This window comes from Parvivirga hydrogeniphila (assembly GCF_023371205.1).
Lineage (GTDB): Bacteria > Actinomycetota > Coriobacteriia > Anaerosomatales > Anaerosomataceae > Parvivirga > Parvivirga hydrogeniphila.
Window position 1 is genome coordinate 531679 of record NZ_JAMCCO010000001.1, and the last position, 15040, is coordinate 546718.

The 15040-nt window shown below is 66.2% G+C and carries 16 protein-coding genes and 5 tRNA genes; 19 read left to right on the plus strand and 2 right to left on the minus strand.

From position 1 onward, the window contains the following. The first annotated feature begins 2 nt into the window (after positions 1–2). From rlmB to MX659_RS02725, 4 genes are all read left to right on the plus strand, one after another. Complete coding sequence (rlmB, locus tag MX659_RS02710; protein ID WP_267191939.1) at positions 3–752, plus strand: 23S rRNA (guanosine(2251)-2'-O)-methyltransferase RlmB; 750 nt, start codon at positions 3–5, stop codon at positions 750–752. Then, positions 740–1246 carry an NYN domain-containing protein gene (locus tag MX659_RS02715; RefSeq protein ID WP_267191940.1) on the plus strand — a complete coding sequence of 169 codons (507 nt, stop codon included), beginning with the start codon at positions 740–742 and terminating at the stop codon, positions 1244–1246. Before rlmB ends, MX659_RS02715 begins: the two co-directional genes overlap by 13 nt. Positions 1247–1434: 188 nt before the next feature. Further along, a complete protein-coding gene (gene sigH / locus MX659_RS02720; RefSeq protein WP_407674465.1) occupies positions 1435–2091 on the plus strand; it encodes an RNA polymerase sporulation sigma factor SigH in 657 nt (218 codons plus the stop codon). 55 nt (positions 2092–2146) lie between these two features. Beyond that, positions 2147–2221 (plus strand) — tRNA-Thr (locus MX659_RS02725). Positions 2222–2225: 4 nt separating this feature from the next. Here the strand turns inward: MX659_RS02725 and MX659_RS02730 are convergent. Then, positions 2226–3812 (minus strand): adenylate/guanylate cyclase domain-containing protein, encoded by a 1587-nt coding sequence (locus MX659_RS02730; protein ID WP_267191942.1) that lies wholly within the window; start codon positions 3810–3812, stop codon positions 2226–2228. A 25-nt stretch (positions 3813–3837) separates the two neighbouring features. Next, positions 3838–4551: a DUF3307 domain-containing protein gene (locus MX659_RS02735; protein ID WP_267191943.1), complete on the minus strand. Its 714-nt coding sequence runs from the start codon at positions 4549–4551 to the stop codon at positions 3838–3840. Positions 4552–4684: 133 nt separating this feature from the next. Here MX659_RS02735 and MX659_RS02740 point away from each other — a divergent pair, with 133 nt between their 5' ends. From MX659_RS02740 to rpoB, 15 genes are all read left to right on the plus strand, one after another. Continuing rightward, positions 4685–5098 (plus strand): Crp/Fnr family transcriptional regulator, encoded by a 414-nt coding sequence (locus tag MX659_RS02740; RefSeq protein ID WP_267191944.1) that lies wholly within the window; start codon positions 4685–4687, stop codon positions 5096–5098. Between the two features lie 38 nt (positions 5099–5136). Further along, positions 5137–5757 (plus strand): hypothetical protein, encoded by a 621-nt coding sequence (locus MX659_RS02745; RefSeq protein WP_267191945.1) that lies wholly within the window; start codon positions 5137–5139, stop codon positions 5755–5757. Between the two features lie 171 nt (positions 5758–5928). Next, positions 5929–6013 (plus strand) — tRNA-Tyr (locus MX659_RS02750). A gap of 32 nt (positions 6014–6045) precedes the next feature. After that, positions 6046–6121 (plus strand) — tRNA-Thr (locus tag MX659_RS02755). Positions 6122–6153: 32 nt separating this feature from the next. Then, positions 6154–6230 (plus strand) — tRNA-Met (locus tag MX659_RS02760). 112 nt (positions 6231–6342) lie between these two features. Then, positions 6343–7530, plus strand: coding sequence for an elongation factor Tu (gene tuf, locus MX659_RS02765; protein WP_267191946.1), 1188 nt, complete (start codon positions 6343–6345; stop codon positions 7528–7530). A 171-nt stretch (positions 7531–7701) separates the two neighbouring features. Beyond that, a complete protein-coding gene (gene rpmG / locus MX659_RS02770; RefSeq protein ID WP_267191947.1) occupies positions 7702–7851 on the plus strand; it encodes a 50S ribosomal protein L33 in 150 nt (49 codons plus the stop codon). Between the two features lie 19 nt (positions 7852–7870). Continuing rightward, positions 7871–7946: transfer RNA gene (locus tag MX659_RS02775), tRNA-Trp, on the plus strand. A 75-nt stretch (positions 7947–8021) separates the two neighbouring features. Next, positions 8022–8252 carry a preprotein translocase subunit SecE gene (secE, locus tag MX659_RS02780; protein ID WP_267191948.1) on the plus strand — a complete coding sequence of 77 codons (231 nt, stop codon included), beginning with the start codon at positions 8022–8024 and terminating at the stop codon, positions 8250–8252. 3 nt (positions 8253–8255) lie between these two features. After that, positions 8256–8786, plus strand: a complete 531-nt coding sequence (nusG, locus tag MX659_RS02785; protein WP_267191949.1) for a transcription termination/antitermination protein NusG — start codon at positions 8256–8258, stop codon at positions 8784–8786. A 120-nt stretch (positions 8787–8906) separates the two neighbouring features. Beyond that, a complete protein-coding gene (gene rplK, locus MX659_RS02790; protein WP_267191950.1) occupies positions 8907–9335 on the plus strand; it encodes a 50S ribosomal protein L11 in 429 nt (142 codons plus the stop codon). Between the two features lie 78 nt (positions 9336–9413). After that, on the plus strand, positions 9414–10118 hold the full coding sequence (gene rplA, locus MX659_RS02795) for a 50S ribosomal protein L1 (protein ID WP_267191951.1): 705 nt from the start codon (positions 9414–9416) through the stop codon (positions 10116–10118). A gap of 297 nt (positions 10119–10415) precedes the next feature. Continuing rightward, the gene (rplJ, locus tag MX659_RS02800; RefSeq protein ID WP_267191952.1) at positions 10416–10937 is read left to right on the plus strand and encodes a 50S ribosomal protein L10; all 522 of its coding nucleotides are present in this window, start codon (positions 10416–10418) and stop codon (positions 10935–10937) included. A gap of 69 nt (positions 10938–11006) precedes the next feature. Then, on the plus strand, positions 11007–11396 hold the full coding sequence (rplL, locus tag MX659_RS02805) for a 50S ribosomal protein L7/L12 (RefSeq protein WP_267191953.1): 390 nt from the start codon (positions 11007–11009) through the stop codon (positions 11394–11396). A gap of 128 nt (positions 11397–11524) precedes the next feature. Then, a complete protein-coding gene (rpoB, locus tag MX659_RS02810) occupies positions 11525–15040 on the plus strand; it encodes a DNA-directed RNA polymerase subunit beta (RefSeq protein ID WP_407674452.1) in 3516 nt (1171 codons plus the stop codon).

A 15040-nucleotide genomic window follows, 5' to 3' on the forward strand; every position in this document is an offset into this window, starting at 1 on the left:
GCGTGAGCGAGCGGGTCGAAGGAAGGCGCGCCGTCCTCGAGGTCGTGCGAGGCGGTCTTGACGTCGAGCGCGTGGAGGTCGCACGCGGGGCAGCGCGCGAGCCGGTCGTGGCCGACATCGTGCGCGAGGCGCAGGCGCGGGGCATCCCCGTGGTCGAGGTGCCGCGGGACGCCCTGGACGCACAGAGCGAACGCGGTCGCCACCAGGGCATCGCTGCCGTGCTCACGGCGTTCCGGTATACGGCGCTCGCGGATCTGCTGCGAGCCACTGAGGGCAAGGCCGAGAGCGTGGCGGTCCTCCTCGATCACGTGACCGACCCGGGCAACTTCGGTGCCATCATCAGGTCTGCCGAGTGCGCAGGCGCAGACGCGGTGATCGTCGCCGAGCGGAGGTCGGCGCCGGTCACTCCCGTCGTGCACAAGGCCGCTGCGGGCGCCCTCGCTCACCTTCCGATCGTGCGGGTCACCAACCTCGTCCGTGCCATCGAAGAGCTCAAGCGGGCCGGGTACTGGGTGCTCGGCGCGTCGGAGGCCGCCGTCACCGACCTGTGGCATGCGCCGCTCGAGGGACGGGTCGCGCTCGTGCTCGGGTCCGAAGGGCGGGGGCTGTCTCGCCTCGTGGAGGAGTCCTGCGACCTGCTCGTCTCGATCCCGATGCTCGGACGGATCGCATCGCTCAACGTGGCCCAGGCGGCGACGGTGCTGCTCTTCGAGCGCGTGCGACGGAGCGTGTCGGGCCGATGCGACACCTGATCATCGACGGCTACAACGTCCTGCGGACGGCCGCGCGCTACAAGCGCCTGGCACAGCACGACCTCGAATCCGCACGGACCCGCCTCATCGCTGACGCATCGATGATGTCGGACGAAGGGACGCGCGTGACCGTCGTGTTCGACGCGGGGCGCAACGAGATCTCGAACGGTGTCGCTCGCACGGTCGCGGGGGTGGACGTGGTGTTCTCGCGGACGGGCTCGACCGCAGACGATACGATCGAGGCGCTTGCGGCGTGCGCACGCTCAGCAGGGCAGCACGTCGTGGTGGTGACGTCGGATGCAGCCACTCAGCACACGGTGATGGGCGGCACCGTCGTCAGGATGTCTGCCCGGGAGTTCGCCGAGGAAGTCGAGCGCGAGCAACGCGATCGGAGCGACAGCAGTGGCGCCGCACAGACCAGCGTCCCTGTCGAGCGACGGATAGACGCTGAGGTGAGGCGCGTCCTCGACCGGTGGATCGGGCGCGAGCGCTAAGGTGCGCTAAGCCGAAATCAGCGTCCTTCGGTGCTCCTGCGAGGAGCGAGAACAGGTTCGTTCATATTGCCCCGAACCTGTTGACGCGGCGAATCCGAGTGCTAGATTCCGAAGTGCGCCTTGCGTTGTTTTTCACAAGCGCACACCTGCAACCCTACCCATACTGGGGGAGTCGTGACGGGAGGGACATCGCCTTGCAAAGCGTGCAGAAGCACTCGCGAAGAAGGCTCGGACAGGCAGTCGACGAGATCCAGCTGATCCAAGCGGCACAGGCAGGTGACGATCAGGCGACCACGGAGGTCCTCAGGCGCTATCGCGGGTTCGTGCGGTGCAAAGCGCGGTCGTACTTCCTTGCCGGCGCCGACCGGGAGGACGTCATCCAAGAAGGCATGATCGGCCTGTACAAGGCCATCAGGGACTTCGACCCCTCGAAGCAGTCCAGTTTCCGTTCGTTCGCGGAGCTGTGCGTCACCCGCCAGCTCATCACCGCCATCAAGTCTGCGACGCGCCAGAAGCACGCACCGCTGAACTCCTACGTCTCGCTTTCGCGGACAGCCGGGGCCGAGGAAGAGGGCGAGCGCGTCTTGGCGGACATCCTCGCTGTCCGAGAGGTGTGCGATCCCGCAGAGATCGTGATTGCAGCGTGGGAGGCCGCCGACATCCGCGAAGGTTTCTTGAGCGCGCTGTCGCCGTTCGAGTCGGAAGTGCTGCGGCTGTACGTGAACGGCAAGTCCTACCAAGAAGTCGCTGACACGTTGGGACGCCACACCAAGGCGGTCGACAACGCTATCCAGCGCATCAAGCGCAAGGTCGAGCTCCAGGTGCAGCGCTGCCGGGCGTGCTGACCCGTCGCGAGCCTCTGGCGTCGGTGCGAGCGGCCGGGTACAATTCTCGGCGCTCGCCGGCGTGGCTCAATGGCAGAGCAATCGCCTTGTAAGCGATAGGTTGTGGGTTCGATTCCCTCCGCCGGCTCCAGCGCTCACGCGTCCGGGCCGCCCGCAGGCCCGGACGTTTCTGCTCTCCCGGCGTCATACGTGACGACCTGGGGAGCCATGCCGTCTTTCCAGAGGACTTCGAGGACCTCGACGGGACGGCCGATGTTCTTCAGCTCGCGTTCGCCATGGGAGTGAAGGGGAGGAGCGCTGGACAGGGCGCGCGCGACCTCGCCTGACACGAAGATGCGGCCCCCGTCGGCGAGCCCCATGACGCGAGCGGCGAGGTTGAGCGCCGCGCCGAGGAACGGTCGTCCACCCGCGTCCACCACCACTTCGCCCGAAGCGATGCCGATGCGGACGGCCAGGCTTTCCGGTATCGAGACCTCGCTCCCGAGGCGCGCGATCGCGTGCTGCATCTCGATGGCTGCCTGGACGGCCGCGTCGGCCGAGTCGAAGGCGGCCACCAGGCCGTCGCCGCCGGTCGGTTTGCCCTTGCCGCCATGGCGCTCGATGACGGGCAGCAAGACGTCGCGATGGCGCTGCACGACCTTCGCGCACTCCACGCTGCCCAGCCGTTCGGTCATCTGCGAGAAGGCCTTGAGGTCGGTGAGCATGACGACCGCGTTGCGCGTGTGCCTGCTCGCGAGCTCCTCTTCGGCTGATGCTATCAATCGCAGCAGCTCGTCGACGTCCGCCTCCTCGGCCTTGAGGGAAGAGGCGGCGCGGGCAGGGGCGCTCACAGAGACCGTGACGCGCGGAAAGACCCACTCGGACGCTGCTCCGACGAGCGCGACGACCGCAAGCGACGGCCCGAGGTCGCGGGCGAGCTCTGAGAGCGGAAGGCCCGCGCCGACGGCGCTCCACAGGCCGCCGACGCCGCCTGCCAAAAGCAGCGTCAAGAGCAGAAGCCCTGCCAGCGCCCGCAGGCGGTCGGGCGCCGGACGATCCGTGCCGCGAAGCCAGCTTGCCGCCGCTGCCGCAGCGATCCACAGAACGATCTCCGCCACCAGCAGCCACGCGGGTCCGGAGGTGGTGAGCGCGTGCAGGAAGCGGGCCGGGTCCGCGTGTGCGATCGAGTCTGACAGCCATCCGAACGCGAGCGGATCGTTCGGGGCGCTGCCGAAAGACACGATCGGCTCGGCGGCACGGGACCCAGTCAGCAGGACGCCCGCTCGAGACGCGCCGAGGACGGCTCCGCCCAGGACCGCGGCGACTGCGCCGAGACCGGCTCCGGATGTCCCGTCCTTCGATCCGAACAGGTATCCGGCAAGGACGGGCCCGGCCAGCCCCGCTCCGAGAGGCAGGGTCGCCACGGTGAGGAGGAGCGCGACCGACCCTGCGGACTCTCGCGACGCCAGCGCCTGCGCCACGGCGAATCCAGCAACGGCGAGCACCGCTGCCGAGACGAAGTCGCTCGCGGCCACCGGCACAGCGACGGCGACGACGCCGAGGAGCAGCGCGACGGCAGGCGTCCACAGCGCCAGCACGAACGCGCCGATGGCGATGAGCGCAAGGAGCCAGTCGGGATAGAACGCGGTGGACGACAACGTCGCACCGAGGACGCCTGCGATGAACGCGGCGCGAAGCCAGCGCAGCGCCACGGGATTCGTGCGGGTGGTGCGCGTAGCCATGCGTGCTCCTTCCTTGCCAGCCTTGCTAGCTCGCGATGGCGACTGCCGCGACGAGCAGCCACACGACCGTGCACAACGCCGCGCCGACCGCCGTTTCGCTCAAATGGCGTGCCTTTGCGGCCGGCGGGAGCGACAGCGCGAACGCGGCCCGCGGCGCGAATGCGGCATAGCCGACGACAGGGATCGGGCTCACAGCGGCCACGATCAGTGCGGCCGAGCGTTCGAACATCCCGTAGGCCCGTGCGCCATCGAACGGCAAGAGCGTCCCTTCGGCGCGGTCGCCGCCTTCATGCACGGAGGCGCGCACCTCGAACGCAAGGATGCTCCCCATAAGCGCAACAGCGACGATGCCGTCGACGAATGCGAGCTGCACCATCGACAGCTGCAGGCCCGCGACGCCGGGCGGCACGGCTGCCGGAAGCGCGAGGGAGATGAGGACGAGCGAGATGACGTGCAAGGCCTGGTCGAGGACGAACACCACGAGCCCCGACCGCGTCCCATCGCTGCGCGCGGGAACGGAGATGTACTCGATCGCGAGGTGTGCCGCTCCTGCCAGCGCCACGGCGGGCCAGGCGGACGCGAGCACGTCTGCCAGGACGAGCGCGGTGCACGCGGTCACGACGGCTCCGTGGAGCGCCTGCCCCGGGAACCCTGCGCGCTTCGCCTTCACGAGCCGGCCGGGCTGGAACGCGAAGTCTCCGAGGAGGTGGCCCAGCATCAGCCGCAGGAACAACGCCATGGACGCCCTCCGAGGTCGGTTCGTGACGTATCGATTGTGCACCAACGGGCCCTGCTGCGCCACGGGCGCTTCACTATGTCAGCCGGTTGCCCTACGATGGAGCCGGTGTGTCCATCGAAGGCGAGGTGGGGCGATGTCGAACGAGGAATTCCTGGCACGGGTCCCGATATTCGAGAAGTGCACGCCGGAGGAGATCCGCGCGATAGCAGACGTCGCCCAGGAACACTTCTACGAGCCAGGACAGATCATCGTCACACAGGGAACGCCGGGGCAGGCGTTCTACCTCATCCTGGCAGGTCGCGTCTCGATCGAGCGGGACGGCAGGGCCCTCGGAGCATTCGGGTCAGGCGACTTCTTCGGGGAGATGTCGCTCTTGGACAGCGCGCCACGCTCAGCGACGATACGCGCGATCGAGCAGACCCGCTGTCTGATGCTCTCGAGCTGGGACTTCAAAGCGCTCGTCGAGCGCAATCCATCGATCGCGATCAAGCTCCTCGAAGTGCTCAGCCGCCGGCTTCGGGTGGCGGACGAGCGGCTCACGAGCTGACGCTTTCGGAACGAGACGAGCAGGAGGGGGAAGGGCCGATGACGACCGCGCGCGGCAGCCGCTTGTTGCACGACGTCGCTCTCCGGATACTGGTGCGCCACCTCGTCCTGGCAGGCTGCACGGACGTGGTTCCGCGCACGGACGCCATGAGCAGTGCGCAAGGCGTGGATCTGGAGTACGTCCGTGGCGGACAGCGACGGACTGCCAAGGTCAAGGCGGACGCATACGCGGGCGACGACCAGCAGAAGGTTGCGGACAGGAGCCTGCTCTTCTACCGGGAGCGCACGGGCTTCTACGGGCTCGAGACGCTGGCCGACACGTTCTCCCGTCAGCCGGGGTGGGTGCAAAGGTCTCAGGCTGACGAGCTGCTGTACTACCGCGTGGCGATCGCGCAGACCGAAGACGAGGTGGCCGCACTCATGGACGAGCCCGACGAGGTCTTCTTCAGCGAGCTCGCCGTCGAGCGCGATGACCTGCGCATCGTCCCGATGCGTGCGCTGCAGCAGTGGTTCGCGACCGCCGGCGAACGCTACGCGCCTCGTCCCGTGCTGACCGATGGCCGATCGTCGTGGTACCGGCTCGTTCCGGAGACCGACCTGGAGGCGAACGTCCCCGGGATCGAGCGCGTAGGAAGCATCTTCGCGCGCGTGAACGCGTAGACGAGCGATCGCCTGGAGCGTCCGCTGCTGTCGCGCGGTGCCCTGCGTGGGTAGACACGCCCGGCACCGTTGTCGTCGTTGACACGCCAAGAACGCTTGCAGTAGTATTCCTTCTGCCTTTCTGGCGGATGAGCAACTTGAAAAGCGATCGAGAACGGCTTTTTTGTTGTCGGGGGTGTGCCCGAGTGGCTAAAGGGGACGGGCTGTAAACCCGTTGGCTCTGCCTACCTAGGTTCGAATCCTAGCGCCCCCACCAGCGACGATCCCGCCATGGCGGGTTGCTTCGGTGCCCACATAGCTCAGTCGGCAGAGCACTTCCTTGGTAAGGAAGAGGTCACCGGTTCAAGTCCGGTTGTGGGCTCCATCGACTTGTTCCGGCCGAGTCGGCCGGATCGTGGCGGCGTAGCTCAGTTGGTCAGAGCGCACGGTTCATACCCGTGTTGTCACTGGTTCGAATCCAGTCGCCGCTACCAGGCGATTCTCGCGGCTCGTGCCGCGTCTTGTTTGTAGAGGGCTGTTCGTGAAGGAACCAAGGCGACGTCCCGCTTTTGGGTCGCGTCGTCGAACCCCAAGAGGAGGAGACTCATGGCGAAGAAGAAGTTCGAGCGCACCAAGCCGCACATGAACGTCGGCACCATCGGCCACGTCGACCACGGCAAGACGACGCTCACCGCGGCGATCACCAAGACCCTGTCCGAGAAGGGCTACGCCGACTTCACGCCGTTCGACCAGATCGACAAGGCGCCCGAGGAGCGCGAGCGCGGCATCACCATCGCCATCGCGCACGTCGAGTACGAGACCGACAAGCGCCACTACGCGCACGTCGACTGCCCGGGCCACGCCGACTACGTCAAGAACATGATCACCGGCGCGGCGCAGATGGACGGCGCCATCCTCGTCGTGTCGGCCGCCGACGGCCCGATGCCGCAGACCCGCGAGCACATCCTGCTCGCCCGCCAGGTCGGCGTCCCGTACATCGTCGTGTTCCTGAACAAGGTCGACATGGTCGACGACCCCGAGCTCCTCGAGCTCGTCGAGATGGAGGTCCGCGAGCTTCTCTCCGAGTACGAGTTCCCGGGCGACGAGATCCCGATCATCAAGGGCTCGGCCCTCAAGGCCCTCGAAGGCGACGAGGAGGCCAAGAAGGCGATCTGGGAGCTCATGGACGCGCTCGACAACTACTTCCCGGACCCGGTCCGCGACGTCGACAAGCCGTTCCTCATGGCCGTCGAGGACGTCTTCACCATCACCGGCCGCGGCACCGTGGCCACCGGCCGCGTGGAGCGCGGCGTGGTCAAGGTCGGCGACGAGGTCGAGATCGTGGGCCTGCACCCCGAGACCCGCAAGACCGTCGTCACCGGCGTGGAGATGTTCCGCAAGCTGCTCGACCAGGCCCAGGCCGGCGACAACATCGGCGTGCTCCTGCGCGGCATCGCCCGCACCGAGATCGAGCGCGGCCAGGTGCTGTGCAAGCCCGGCTCCGTGACCCCGCACACCGAGTTCATGGGCCAGGTCTACGTGCTCACCAAGGAGGAGGGCGGCCGCCACACCCCGTTCTTCGACGGCTACCGTCCGCAGTTCTACTTCCGCACGACCGACGTCACCGGCGTGGTGCACCTGCCCGAGGGCACCGAGATGGTCATGCCGGGCGACAACGTCGAGATCAGAGGCGAGCTCATCGCCCCGATCGCGATGGAGGAGGGCCTGCGCTTCGCCATCCGCGAAGGCGGCCGCACCGTCGGCTCGGGCCGCGTGACGAAGATCCTGAAGTAACGAGAAGCGCGCGGAACGGACGGGGCCTGGGGCGAGCCCAGGCCCCGTTTTCGCCGCTCAGGGCGCGTGTCACGTGTTTGACACCGCTGAACGGCGGGTGTTAGATTACGCTACCGTGCGGCCGGGGGCAGAAGGCGCTCCAGCCGTTTGCCGAGGTCGCGAGGAGGACGCATGAGGACGCTGGTCACGCTCGCGTGCACGGAGTGCAAGCGACGCAACTACACGACGAAGAAGAACAAGCAGAACAACCCTGAGCGTATCGAGTTCAAGAAGTACTGCCGGTGGTGCGGCACCCACACGCTGCACAAGGAGACTCGGTAACGTTCAGCGTGACCTGCGTAGGGCAGTAGCTCCAACGGTAGAGCGCCGGTCTCCAAAACCGGATGTTGGGGGTTCGAATCCCTCCTGCCCTGCCAGAACATCGCCCGTCGGGGATAACCCGCGTGAACGATAGAGAAGCCGCCACGGCGGCTCTGAGGAACAGGTGGACGATGGCTCAGAACGGTACCAAAGACAAGCCGAACATCTTCGCGCGCATCGGTAAGTACTTCCGAGATGTGCGACAGGAGATGAAGCGTGTCGTGTGGCCTTCTCGCGAGGAGGTCATCAATTCGAGCATCGTCGTCGTCGTCACCTTGCTGTTCTTCATCGGGTTCACGCTCGTCATCGACAGCATCTCGTCGTGGCTGTTCATCGACGTTCTCGCGAAGGTCGGCAGGTAGGCCATGGCGAAGAAGTGGTACGTCATCCACACCTACAGCGGGTTCGAGAACAAGGTCAAGGCGAACCTGTTGCACCGCATCGAGACGATGGGGATGCAGGACAAGATCTTCGACGTGCTCATCCCGAAAGAGACGGTCACGGACGTCAAAGCGGGCGGCCGCCGGGTCACCCAGGACAAGAAGGTCTTCCCTGGCTACGTCCTCGTGCAGATGGAGCTCGACGACGACTCCTGGTACGTGGTGCGGAACACGCCTGGCGTGACGGGCTTCGTGGGCAGCCAAGGCAAGCCGGTTCCGCTGTCGCGCAAGGAGTTCGAGCGCATCCAGGGCCGAGTCGCTTCCGCGGCCAAGCCGAAGACGATGACTGAGTTCACCGAGGGCATGGCAGTGAAGGTGACCTCAGGTCCCCTCGCCGACTTCGACGGAACCATCGCCGAAGTCAACGCCGATCAGGGCAAGCTCAAGGTCATGGTGTCGATCTTCGGCCGTGAAACGCCCGTGGAACTGGGATTCGATCAGGTAGCCAAGCTCTAGCGAGAACGTGGGACCGCGCCGAGCCGCGGGGAGTGATGCACCCCGGCGCTTCTCGGTTCGACGAGGGACCTTGGAATAAGAAAAGGCAGATCGCGCGCCATTCGAAGGAACGGAAGAGACATGGCGAAGAAGAAGCAAGTCGGTTTCATCAAGCTCCAGATCCCTGGTGGCCAGGCCAACCCGGCGCCTCCCGTCGGCCCCGCGCTCGGCCAGCACCAGGTGAACATCATGCAGTTCTGCCAGGCGTTCAACGCTGCGACGCAGGACAAGATGGGCACCATCATCCCGGTCGAGATCACGGTGTACGAGGACCGGTCATTCGACTTCGTGCTCAAGACGCCCCCCGCTGCGGTGCTCCTTAAGCAGGCGGCAGGCATCGAGAAGGGGTCGGCCGTGCCGAACCGCACGAAGGTCGCCCGCGTCACGCGTGACCAGGTGCGTCAGATCGCGGAGACGAAGATGCCGGACCTGAACGCCAACGACGTCGAGGCCGCGATGAAGATCATCGAGGGCACCGCCCGCTCGATGGGCATCGTCGTCGAGGACTAGCAGAGGTGCTGCACGGCGCGATCGGCGCGCTGGCAGCGTGGGAGGGCCTGAAGGCCCGTTGACCACGAGGAGGAACACGTGAAGCGAGGCAAGAAGATCGTCGCCGCCCAGGCCAGGATCGAGCCGGGCAAGCTCTACTCGCCGCTCGAGGCGATCCGACTGGCCAAGGAAGTCGCACCGGCCTCGTTCGACGAGACCGTCGAGGCCCACTTCCGTCTCGGGATCGACACCCGGCAGGCGGATCAGCAGGTCCGCGGGTCGGTCGTGTTGCCGCATGGCACCGGCAAGAAGGTCCGGGTCGCGGTGTTCGCTCAGGGCGAGAAGGCCAAGGAGGCCGAGGAGGCCGGAGCAGACGTCGTCGGCGCCGACGACCTGATCGAGCGGATCCAGAACGGATTCCTGGACTTCGACGCCACCGTCGCGACGCCGGACATGATGGCGAAGGTCGGCCGCCTGGGCAAGATCCTCGGCACCCGCGGCCTGATGCCGAACCCCAAGCTCGGGACCGTGACCATGGACGTGGCGCGCGTCGTGAAGGAACTGAAGGCCGGCAAGGTCGAGTACCGTGCCGACAAGTACGGCATCGTGCACATCGGCATCGGCAAGAAGTCGTTCACGGACGAGGCGCTCGTCGAGAACTACGCGACGGTGCTCGATGAGATCATCCGCGCCAAGCCGGCCGCGGCGAAGGGACGCTATCTCAAGTCCATCACCATCACTACCACGATGGGCCCGGGCATCCCCGTCGATCCGATGAAGACCCGCGGCCTGCTTGAGGAGTAGGAACCGGCCCCGGTTGCGCCGGGCCGTTCCAGGGTGCGATAATCGCGCCCGCAGTTGACAACACCGGACACGACCGCTGCCGAAGACAGCCGGTGCCTGGCAAGACCAGGCGTAAAAGGACGTTGAGCGTCCTGCCTGCCGAGGCGGAGCCGATGATCGTCGTGGGATCGCCACGCGGCCTCCGCCTGCTGTTTGGGCGGGGGCCGCTTCGCTAACGGGACACCGTGCGAGCGGCCACTCGCGCGCAGGGCTTACAAGCCCTCGCGCGGGCGTGTTCGTACGGAAGGAGGGATGAACATGCCGACAGCCGAGAAGGCCGCGTTGGTCGCCGAGATCAAGGACCGGTTCGTTGCCGCGTCCGGTGTCATCATGGCCGACTACCGTGGGCTCACGGTGAAGCAGATGCAGGCGCTGCGCGCGAAGCTGCGCGAGGCTGGAGCGGACCTCAAGGTCTACAAGAACACGCTCACCCAGATCGCGCTTCGCGAGCTCGCGTTGCCGTCGATGGACAGTCTGCTGGAAGGTCCGACCGTCTTCGTGTTCGCGACCGGGGATCCGGTTCCCGCTGCGAAAGCGCTCGCGGACTTCGCGAAGGAGGCGAAGGTCCTCGAACTCAAGGGCGGCTTCGTGGACGGGGCCGTCATCGGCGCCGAGCAGGTGAAAGCGCTTGCGTCGCTGCCGAGCCGCGAGGTGCTGGTCGCCCAGGTCATGGGGCTTCTGGTCTCGCCGGTACGAGGCTTCATGTCCATGTGCAACGCGCCTGCGAGCGCGTTCGCGCGTGTCATCAAGGCCGTGGCCGATCAGAAAGAGGCCGCGTAAGGATCGTGTGGAAGAACGTGGCCGTGCGGAGGTTCCGCGCGGCGTGATGCAGAGAAGGAGCGTTGAACGATGGCGAACATCACGCGTGCAGAGGTTCTTGAGTGGGTGAAGAGCGCGCCCGCGCTCGAGCTCGCAGAGCTCGTCAAGGAGATGGAAGAGGTCTTCGGCGTGTCGGCCGCTGCGCCGGTCGCGGTCGCGGCTGCGGCTCCGGCCGCTGGCGGCGGCGAAGCGGCCCCGGCAGAGGAGAAGGACAGCTTCGACGTCGTGCTGACGTCGGCCGGCGACAAGAAGATCCAGGTCATCAAGGTCGTGCGCGAGCTGACCTCGCTTGGTCTCAAGGAGGCCAAGGACCTGGTCGATGGCGCCCCCAAGCCGGTTCTCGAGGGCGTCAACAAGGAGAAGGCCGAAGAGGCGAAGGCCAAGCTCGAGGAGGCCGGAGCCGTCATCGAGCTCAAGTAGCTCGGTTTCGGGTCTTGTGCGTGATGGCCGGCGGCCGTGGGCCGTCGGCCATCTCACGCGTCGTGTGTTCGAAGAATGTGTTGACCTGACGGGGGAGAGCGACTAGACTGATAGTTTGCGACTCTTGTATGCCTCTCCCGTCTCTAAGGAGGAATCGCCTGGTGCGCCGTCAAGCAGGTTTCCCCGCCGCAGCTGGCCAGCGTCAGCGCCGATCGTTCGCGAAGCTCCCAGAGATTCTCGACGTACCGAATCTTATCGCAGTACAGACCGAGTCGTTCAAGTGGTTCTTGGAAGAAGGCCTCCGTGAGACCTTCGATGACATCTCGCCGATCGAGGACTTCAACGGCGTGTTGGCCGTTGAGTTCGGCGAGTACGAGATCGGCGATCCGAAGTACTCCGTCGAGGAGTGCAAAGAAAAGGACATGTCCTACCAGGCGCCGCTGTTCGTGCTCGTCAAGCTCATCAACCGTGAGACCGGCGAGATCAAAGAGAACCAGGTCTTCATGGGCGACTTCCCACTCATGACCGACCGGGGCACCTTCATCATCAACGGGACCGAGCGCGTCGTCGTGTCGCAGCTCGTGCGCTCGCCGGGCGTCTACTACGCGGAAGAGCGCGACAAGACCACCGACAAGGTCATCTACACTGCGAAGGTCATCCCTGCGCGGGGGGCGTGGCTCGAGCTCGAGACCGATCGCCGCGACGCGGTGTATGTCCGCGTCGACCGGAAGCGGAAGCAGCCGGTCACGGTGCTGCTCAAGGCGCTCGGCATCGCGGAGACCCGAGAGGAGATCCTCGAGCTGTTCGACGGCGCGGAGTGCATCAAGCACACGCTCGATCGCGACATCACGGAGACCCGGGAAGAGGCGCTCATCGAGATCTACAAACGCCAGCGGCCGGGCGAGCCGCCGACGGTCGACTCGGCTCGGAGCCTGATCGAGGGCCTGTACTTCAACCCGCAGCGATACGACCTCGCCAAGGTCGGCCGGTACAAGATGAACCGCAAGCTCGGCCTCGACTTGCCGGACAGCCAGTCGACGCTCACGGACGGGGACATCGTCGAGACGATCCGTTACCTCGTGAAGCTGTGGGAGGGCGCCGAGGGTTACGAGACCGACGACATCGACCACTTCGGCAACCGCCGCGTGAGGACCGTTGGCGAGCTCATCCAGAACCAGTTCCGGCTCGGCCTCACGCGCATGGAGCGAGTCATCCGCGAGCGCATGACGACCCAGGACGTCGAAGAGATCACGCCGCAGTCGCTCATCAACATCCGGCCGATCGTGGCGGCGATCAAGGAGTTCTTCGGGTCTTCGCAGCTTTCCCAGTTCATGGACCAGACGAACCCGCTCGGCGGGCTCACCCACAAGCGCCGCATCTCAGCGCTCGGCCCTGGCGGCCTTTCGCGCGAGCGCGCCGGCTTCGAGGTCCGCGACGTGCACCCGTCGCACTACGGCCGCATGTGCCCGATCGAGACGCCGGAAGGCTCGAACATCGGGCTCATGGGCTCGCTCGCTACCTACGCGCGCGTGAACGCGTACGGATTCATCGAGACCCCCTACCGCCGAGTCGTCGACGGCAAGGTCACGGACGAGGTCGTGTACCTCACCGCAGACGAGGAAGAGAAGTACGTCATCGCGCAGGCCGCCGAGCCGTACGACCTGAAGACCGGGAAGTTCTTGAACGAGCGGGTGCTCTGCCTGAAGAAGGGCGGAGAGCCGGTCGACGTACGGCCCGAAGAGGTCGACTTCATGGACGTCTCGCCGCGGCAGATCGTGTCGGTCGCGACGGCGCTGATCCCGTTCCTCGAGCACGACGACGCCAACCGTGCGCTCATGGGCTCGAACATGCAGCGGCAGGCCGTGCCGCTCGTCCGCCCGTCCGCTCCGCTCGTGGGGACGGGCATGGAGTACCGCGCGGCCGTGGACACCGGCGAGATCATCGTCGCCAAGCGCGCGGGCACAGTCGACTACGTCGACGCGCGTCGGGTCGTCGTGAGGACCGACGACGGCGCGACAGACGAGTACGTCCTTCCCAAGTTCCAGCGGTCCAACCAGGGCACGTGCATCAACCACCGGCCGATCGTGTCGATGGGCGAGCGTGTTGAGCAGGGTCAGGTGCTGGCCGATGGCCCGTCGACGGACGGCGGCGAGCTCGCGCTTGGCCAGAACCTGCTCGTCGCGTTCATGCCCTGGGAGGGCTACAACTACGAAGACGCGATCATCCTGTCCGAGCGCGTTGTGAAAGAAGACCTGCTCACCTCGATCCACATCGAGGAGTACGAGGTCGAGGCGCGAGACACGAAGCTCGGCCCGGAGGAGATCACGCGCGAGATCCCCAACGTCGGCGATGAGCTGCTCGCCAACCTCGACCAGGACGGCATCATCCGCATCGGCGCGGAGGTCTTCCCCGGCGACATCCTCGTGGGCAAGGTCACGCCGAAGGGCGAGACCGAGCTCACCGCCGAGGAACGCCTGCTGCGTGCGATCTTCGGCGAGAAGGCGCGCGAGGTGCGCGACACCTCGCTCAAGGTACCGCACGGCGAGACGGGCCGTGTGATCGCCATCCAGAAGTTCTCGCGGGAAGCGGGAGACGACCTCTCGCCCGGTGTGAACGAGCTGGTGCGCGTGTACGTCGCGCAGAAGCGCAAGATCTCGGAAGGCGACAAGCTCGCCGGCCGTCATGGCAACAAGGGCGTCATCTCGAAGATCCTGCCGGTCGAGGACATGCCGTTCTTGTCCGACGGCACTCCCGTCGACATCATCTTGAACCCCCTCGGCGTCCCGAGCCGCATGAACATCGGCCAGCTGTTCGAGACGCATCTCGGATGGGCCGCCTTCGTGGGCTGGTCCGACGAGAAGGAGCAGAAGCAGCCGGTGGACGGCCCGCTTCCCGTCGCGACGCCGGTGTTCGACGGCGCGCGCGAGCAGGAGATCGTCGAGACGCTGAAGAAGGCGGACCGCAACCTCAAGATCAAGGCGAAGCGGCGGTACGGCGACAAGGTCCTGGACGCCTTCGTCCCGCACATCGACGATCACGGCAAGACCGTGCTGTACGACGGGCGCACCGGCGAGCCGTTCCGTGAGCCTGTCACGGTGGGCCAGATCTACATCTTGAAGCTGCTGCACCTCGTGGACGACAAGATCCACGCGCGCTCGACCGGTCCGTACTCGCTCATCACCCAGCAGCCGCTCGGCGGCAAGGCGCAGTTCGGCGGCCAGCGCTTCGGTGAGATGGAAGTGTGGGCGCTGTACGCGTACGGCGCGGCCTACGTGCTCCAGGAGATCTTGACGATCAAGTCGGACGACGTGGTCGGCCGCGTCAAGGCGTACGAGGCCATCGTCAAGGGCGAGAACATCCCCGAGCCTGGCATCCCCGAGAGCTTCAAGGTGCTCGTCAAGGAGATGCAGTCGCTGTGTCTCGATGTGGAGATCATCTCCGAGACGGGCGAGGAGGTCGAGATCAAAGAGGACGACCAGGACATCTTCGCAGCGGCGAAGGAGTTCGGTCTCGATCTCGGCACCGCCGAAGAGGGGAGCGGGTCCGAGGACGTGTCTCTCGAAGACCTGGACACCGGCGGGTTCGACCTGGGGTTCGACGAATCTGAGAACGCACCGGCACAGCCGGACGGGACGGAGGAGTAA

What these genes read in the sequence shown, in the direction of transcription:
- MX659_RS02715 (WP_267191940.1), top strand. Translation starts at nt 740, where the DNA reads ATGCGACACCTGATCATCGACGGCTACAACGTCCTGCGGACGGCCGCG.
- MX659_RS02730 (WP_267191942.1), bottom strand. Translation starts at nt 3,812, where the DNA reads ATGGCTACGCGCACCACCCGCACGAATCCCGTGGCGCTGCGCTGGCTT.
- MX659_RS02735 (WP_267191943.1), bottom strand. Translation starts at nt 4,551, where the DNA reads ATGGCGTTGTTCCTGCGGCTGATGCTGGGCCACCTCCTCGGAGACTTC.
- MX659_RS02740 (WP_267191944.1), top strand. Translation starts at nt 4,685, where the DNA reads ATGTCGAACGAGGAATTCCTGGCACGGGTCCCGATATTCGAGAAGTGC.
- MX659_RS02745 (WP_267191945.1), top strand. Translation starts at nt 5,137, where the DNA reads ATGACGACCGCGCGCGGCAGCCGCTTGTTGCACGACGTCGCTCTCCGG.
- tuf (WP_267191946.1), top strand. Translation starts at nt 6,343, where the DNA reads ATGGCGAAGAAGAAGTTCGAGCGCACCAAGCCGCACATGAACGTCGGC.
- rpmG (WP_267191947.1), top strand. Translation starts at nt 7,702, where the DNA reads ATGAGGACGCTGGTCACGCTCGCGTGCACGGAGTGCAAGCGACGCAAC.
- secE (WP_267191948.1), top strand. Translation starts at nt 8,022, where the DNA reads ATGGCTCAGAACGGTACCAAAGACAAGCCGAACATCTTCGCGCGCATC.
- nusG (WP_267191949.1), top strand. Translation starts at nt 8,256, where the DNA reads ATGGCGAAGAAGTGGTACGTCATCCACACCTACAGCGGGTTCGAGAAC.
- rplK (WP_267191950.1), top strand. Translation starts at nt 8,907, where the DNA reads ATGGCGAAGAAGAAGCAAGTCGGTTTCATCAAGCTCCAGATCCCTGGT.
- rplJ (WP_267191952.1), top strand. Translation starts at nt 10,416, where the DNA reads ATGCCGACAGCCGAGAAGGCCGCGTTGGTCGCCGAGATCAAGGACCGG.
- rplL (WP_267191953.1), top strand. Translation starts at nt 11,007, where the DNA reads ATGGCGAACATCACGCGTGCAGAGGTTCTTGAGTGGGTGAAGAGCGCG.
- rpoB (WP_407674452.1), top strand. Translation starts at nt 11,525, where the DNA reads ATGCCTCTCCCGTCTCTAAGGAGGAATCGCCTGGTGCGCCGTCAAGCA.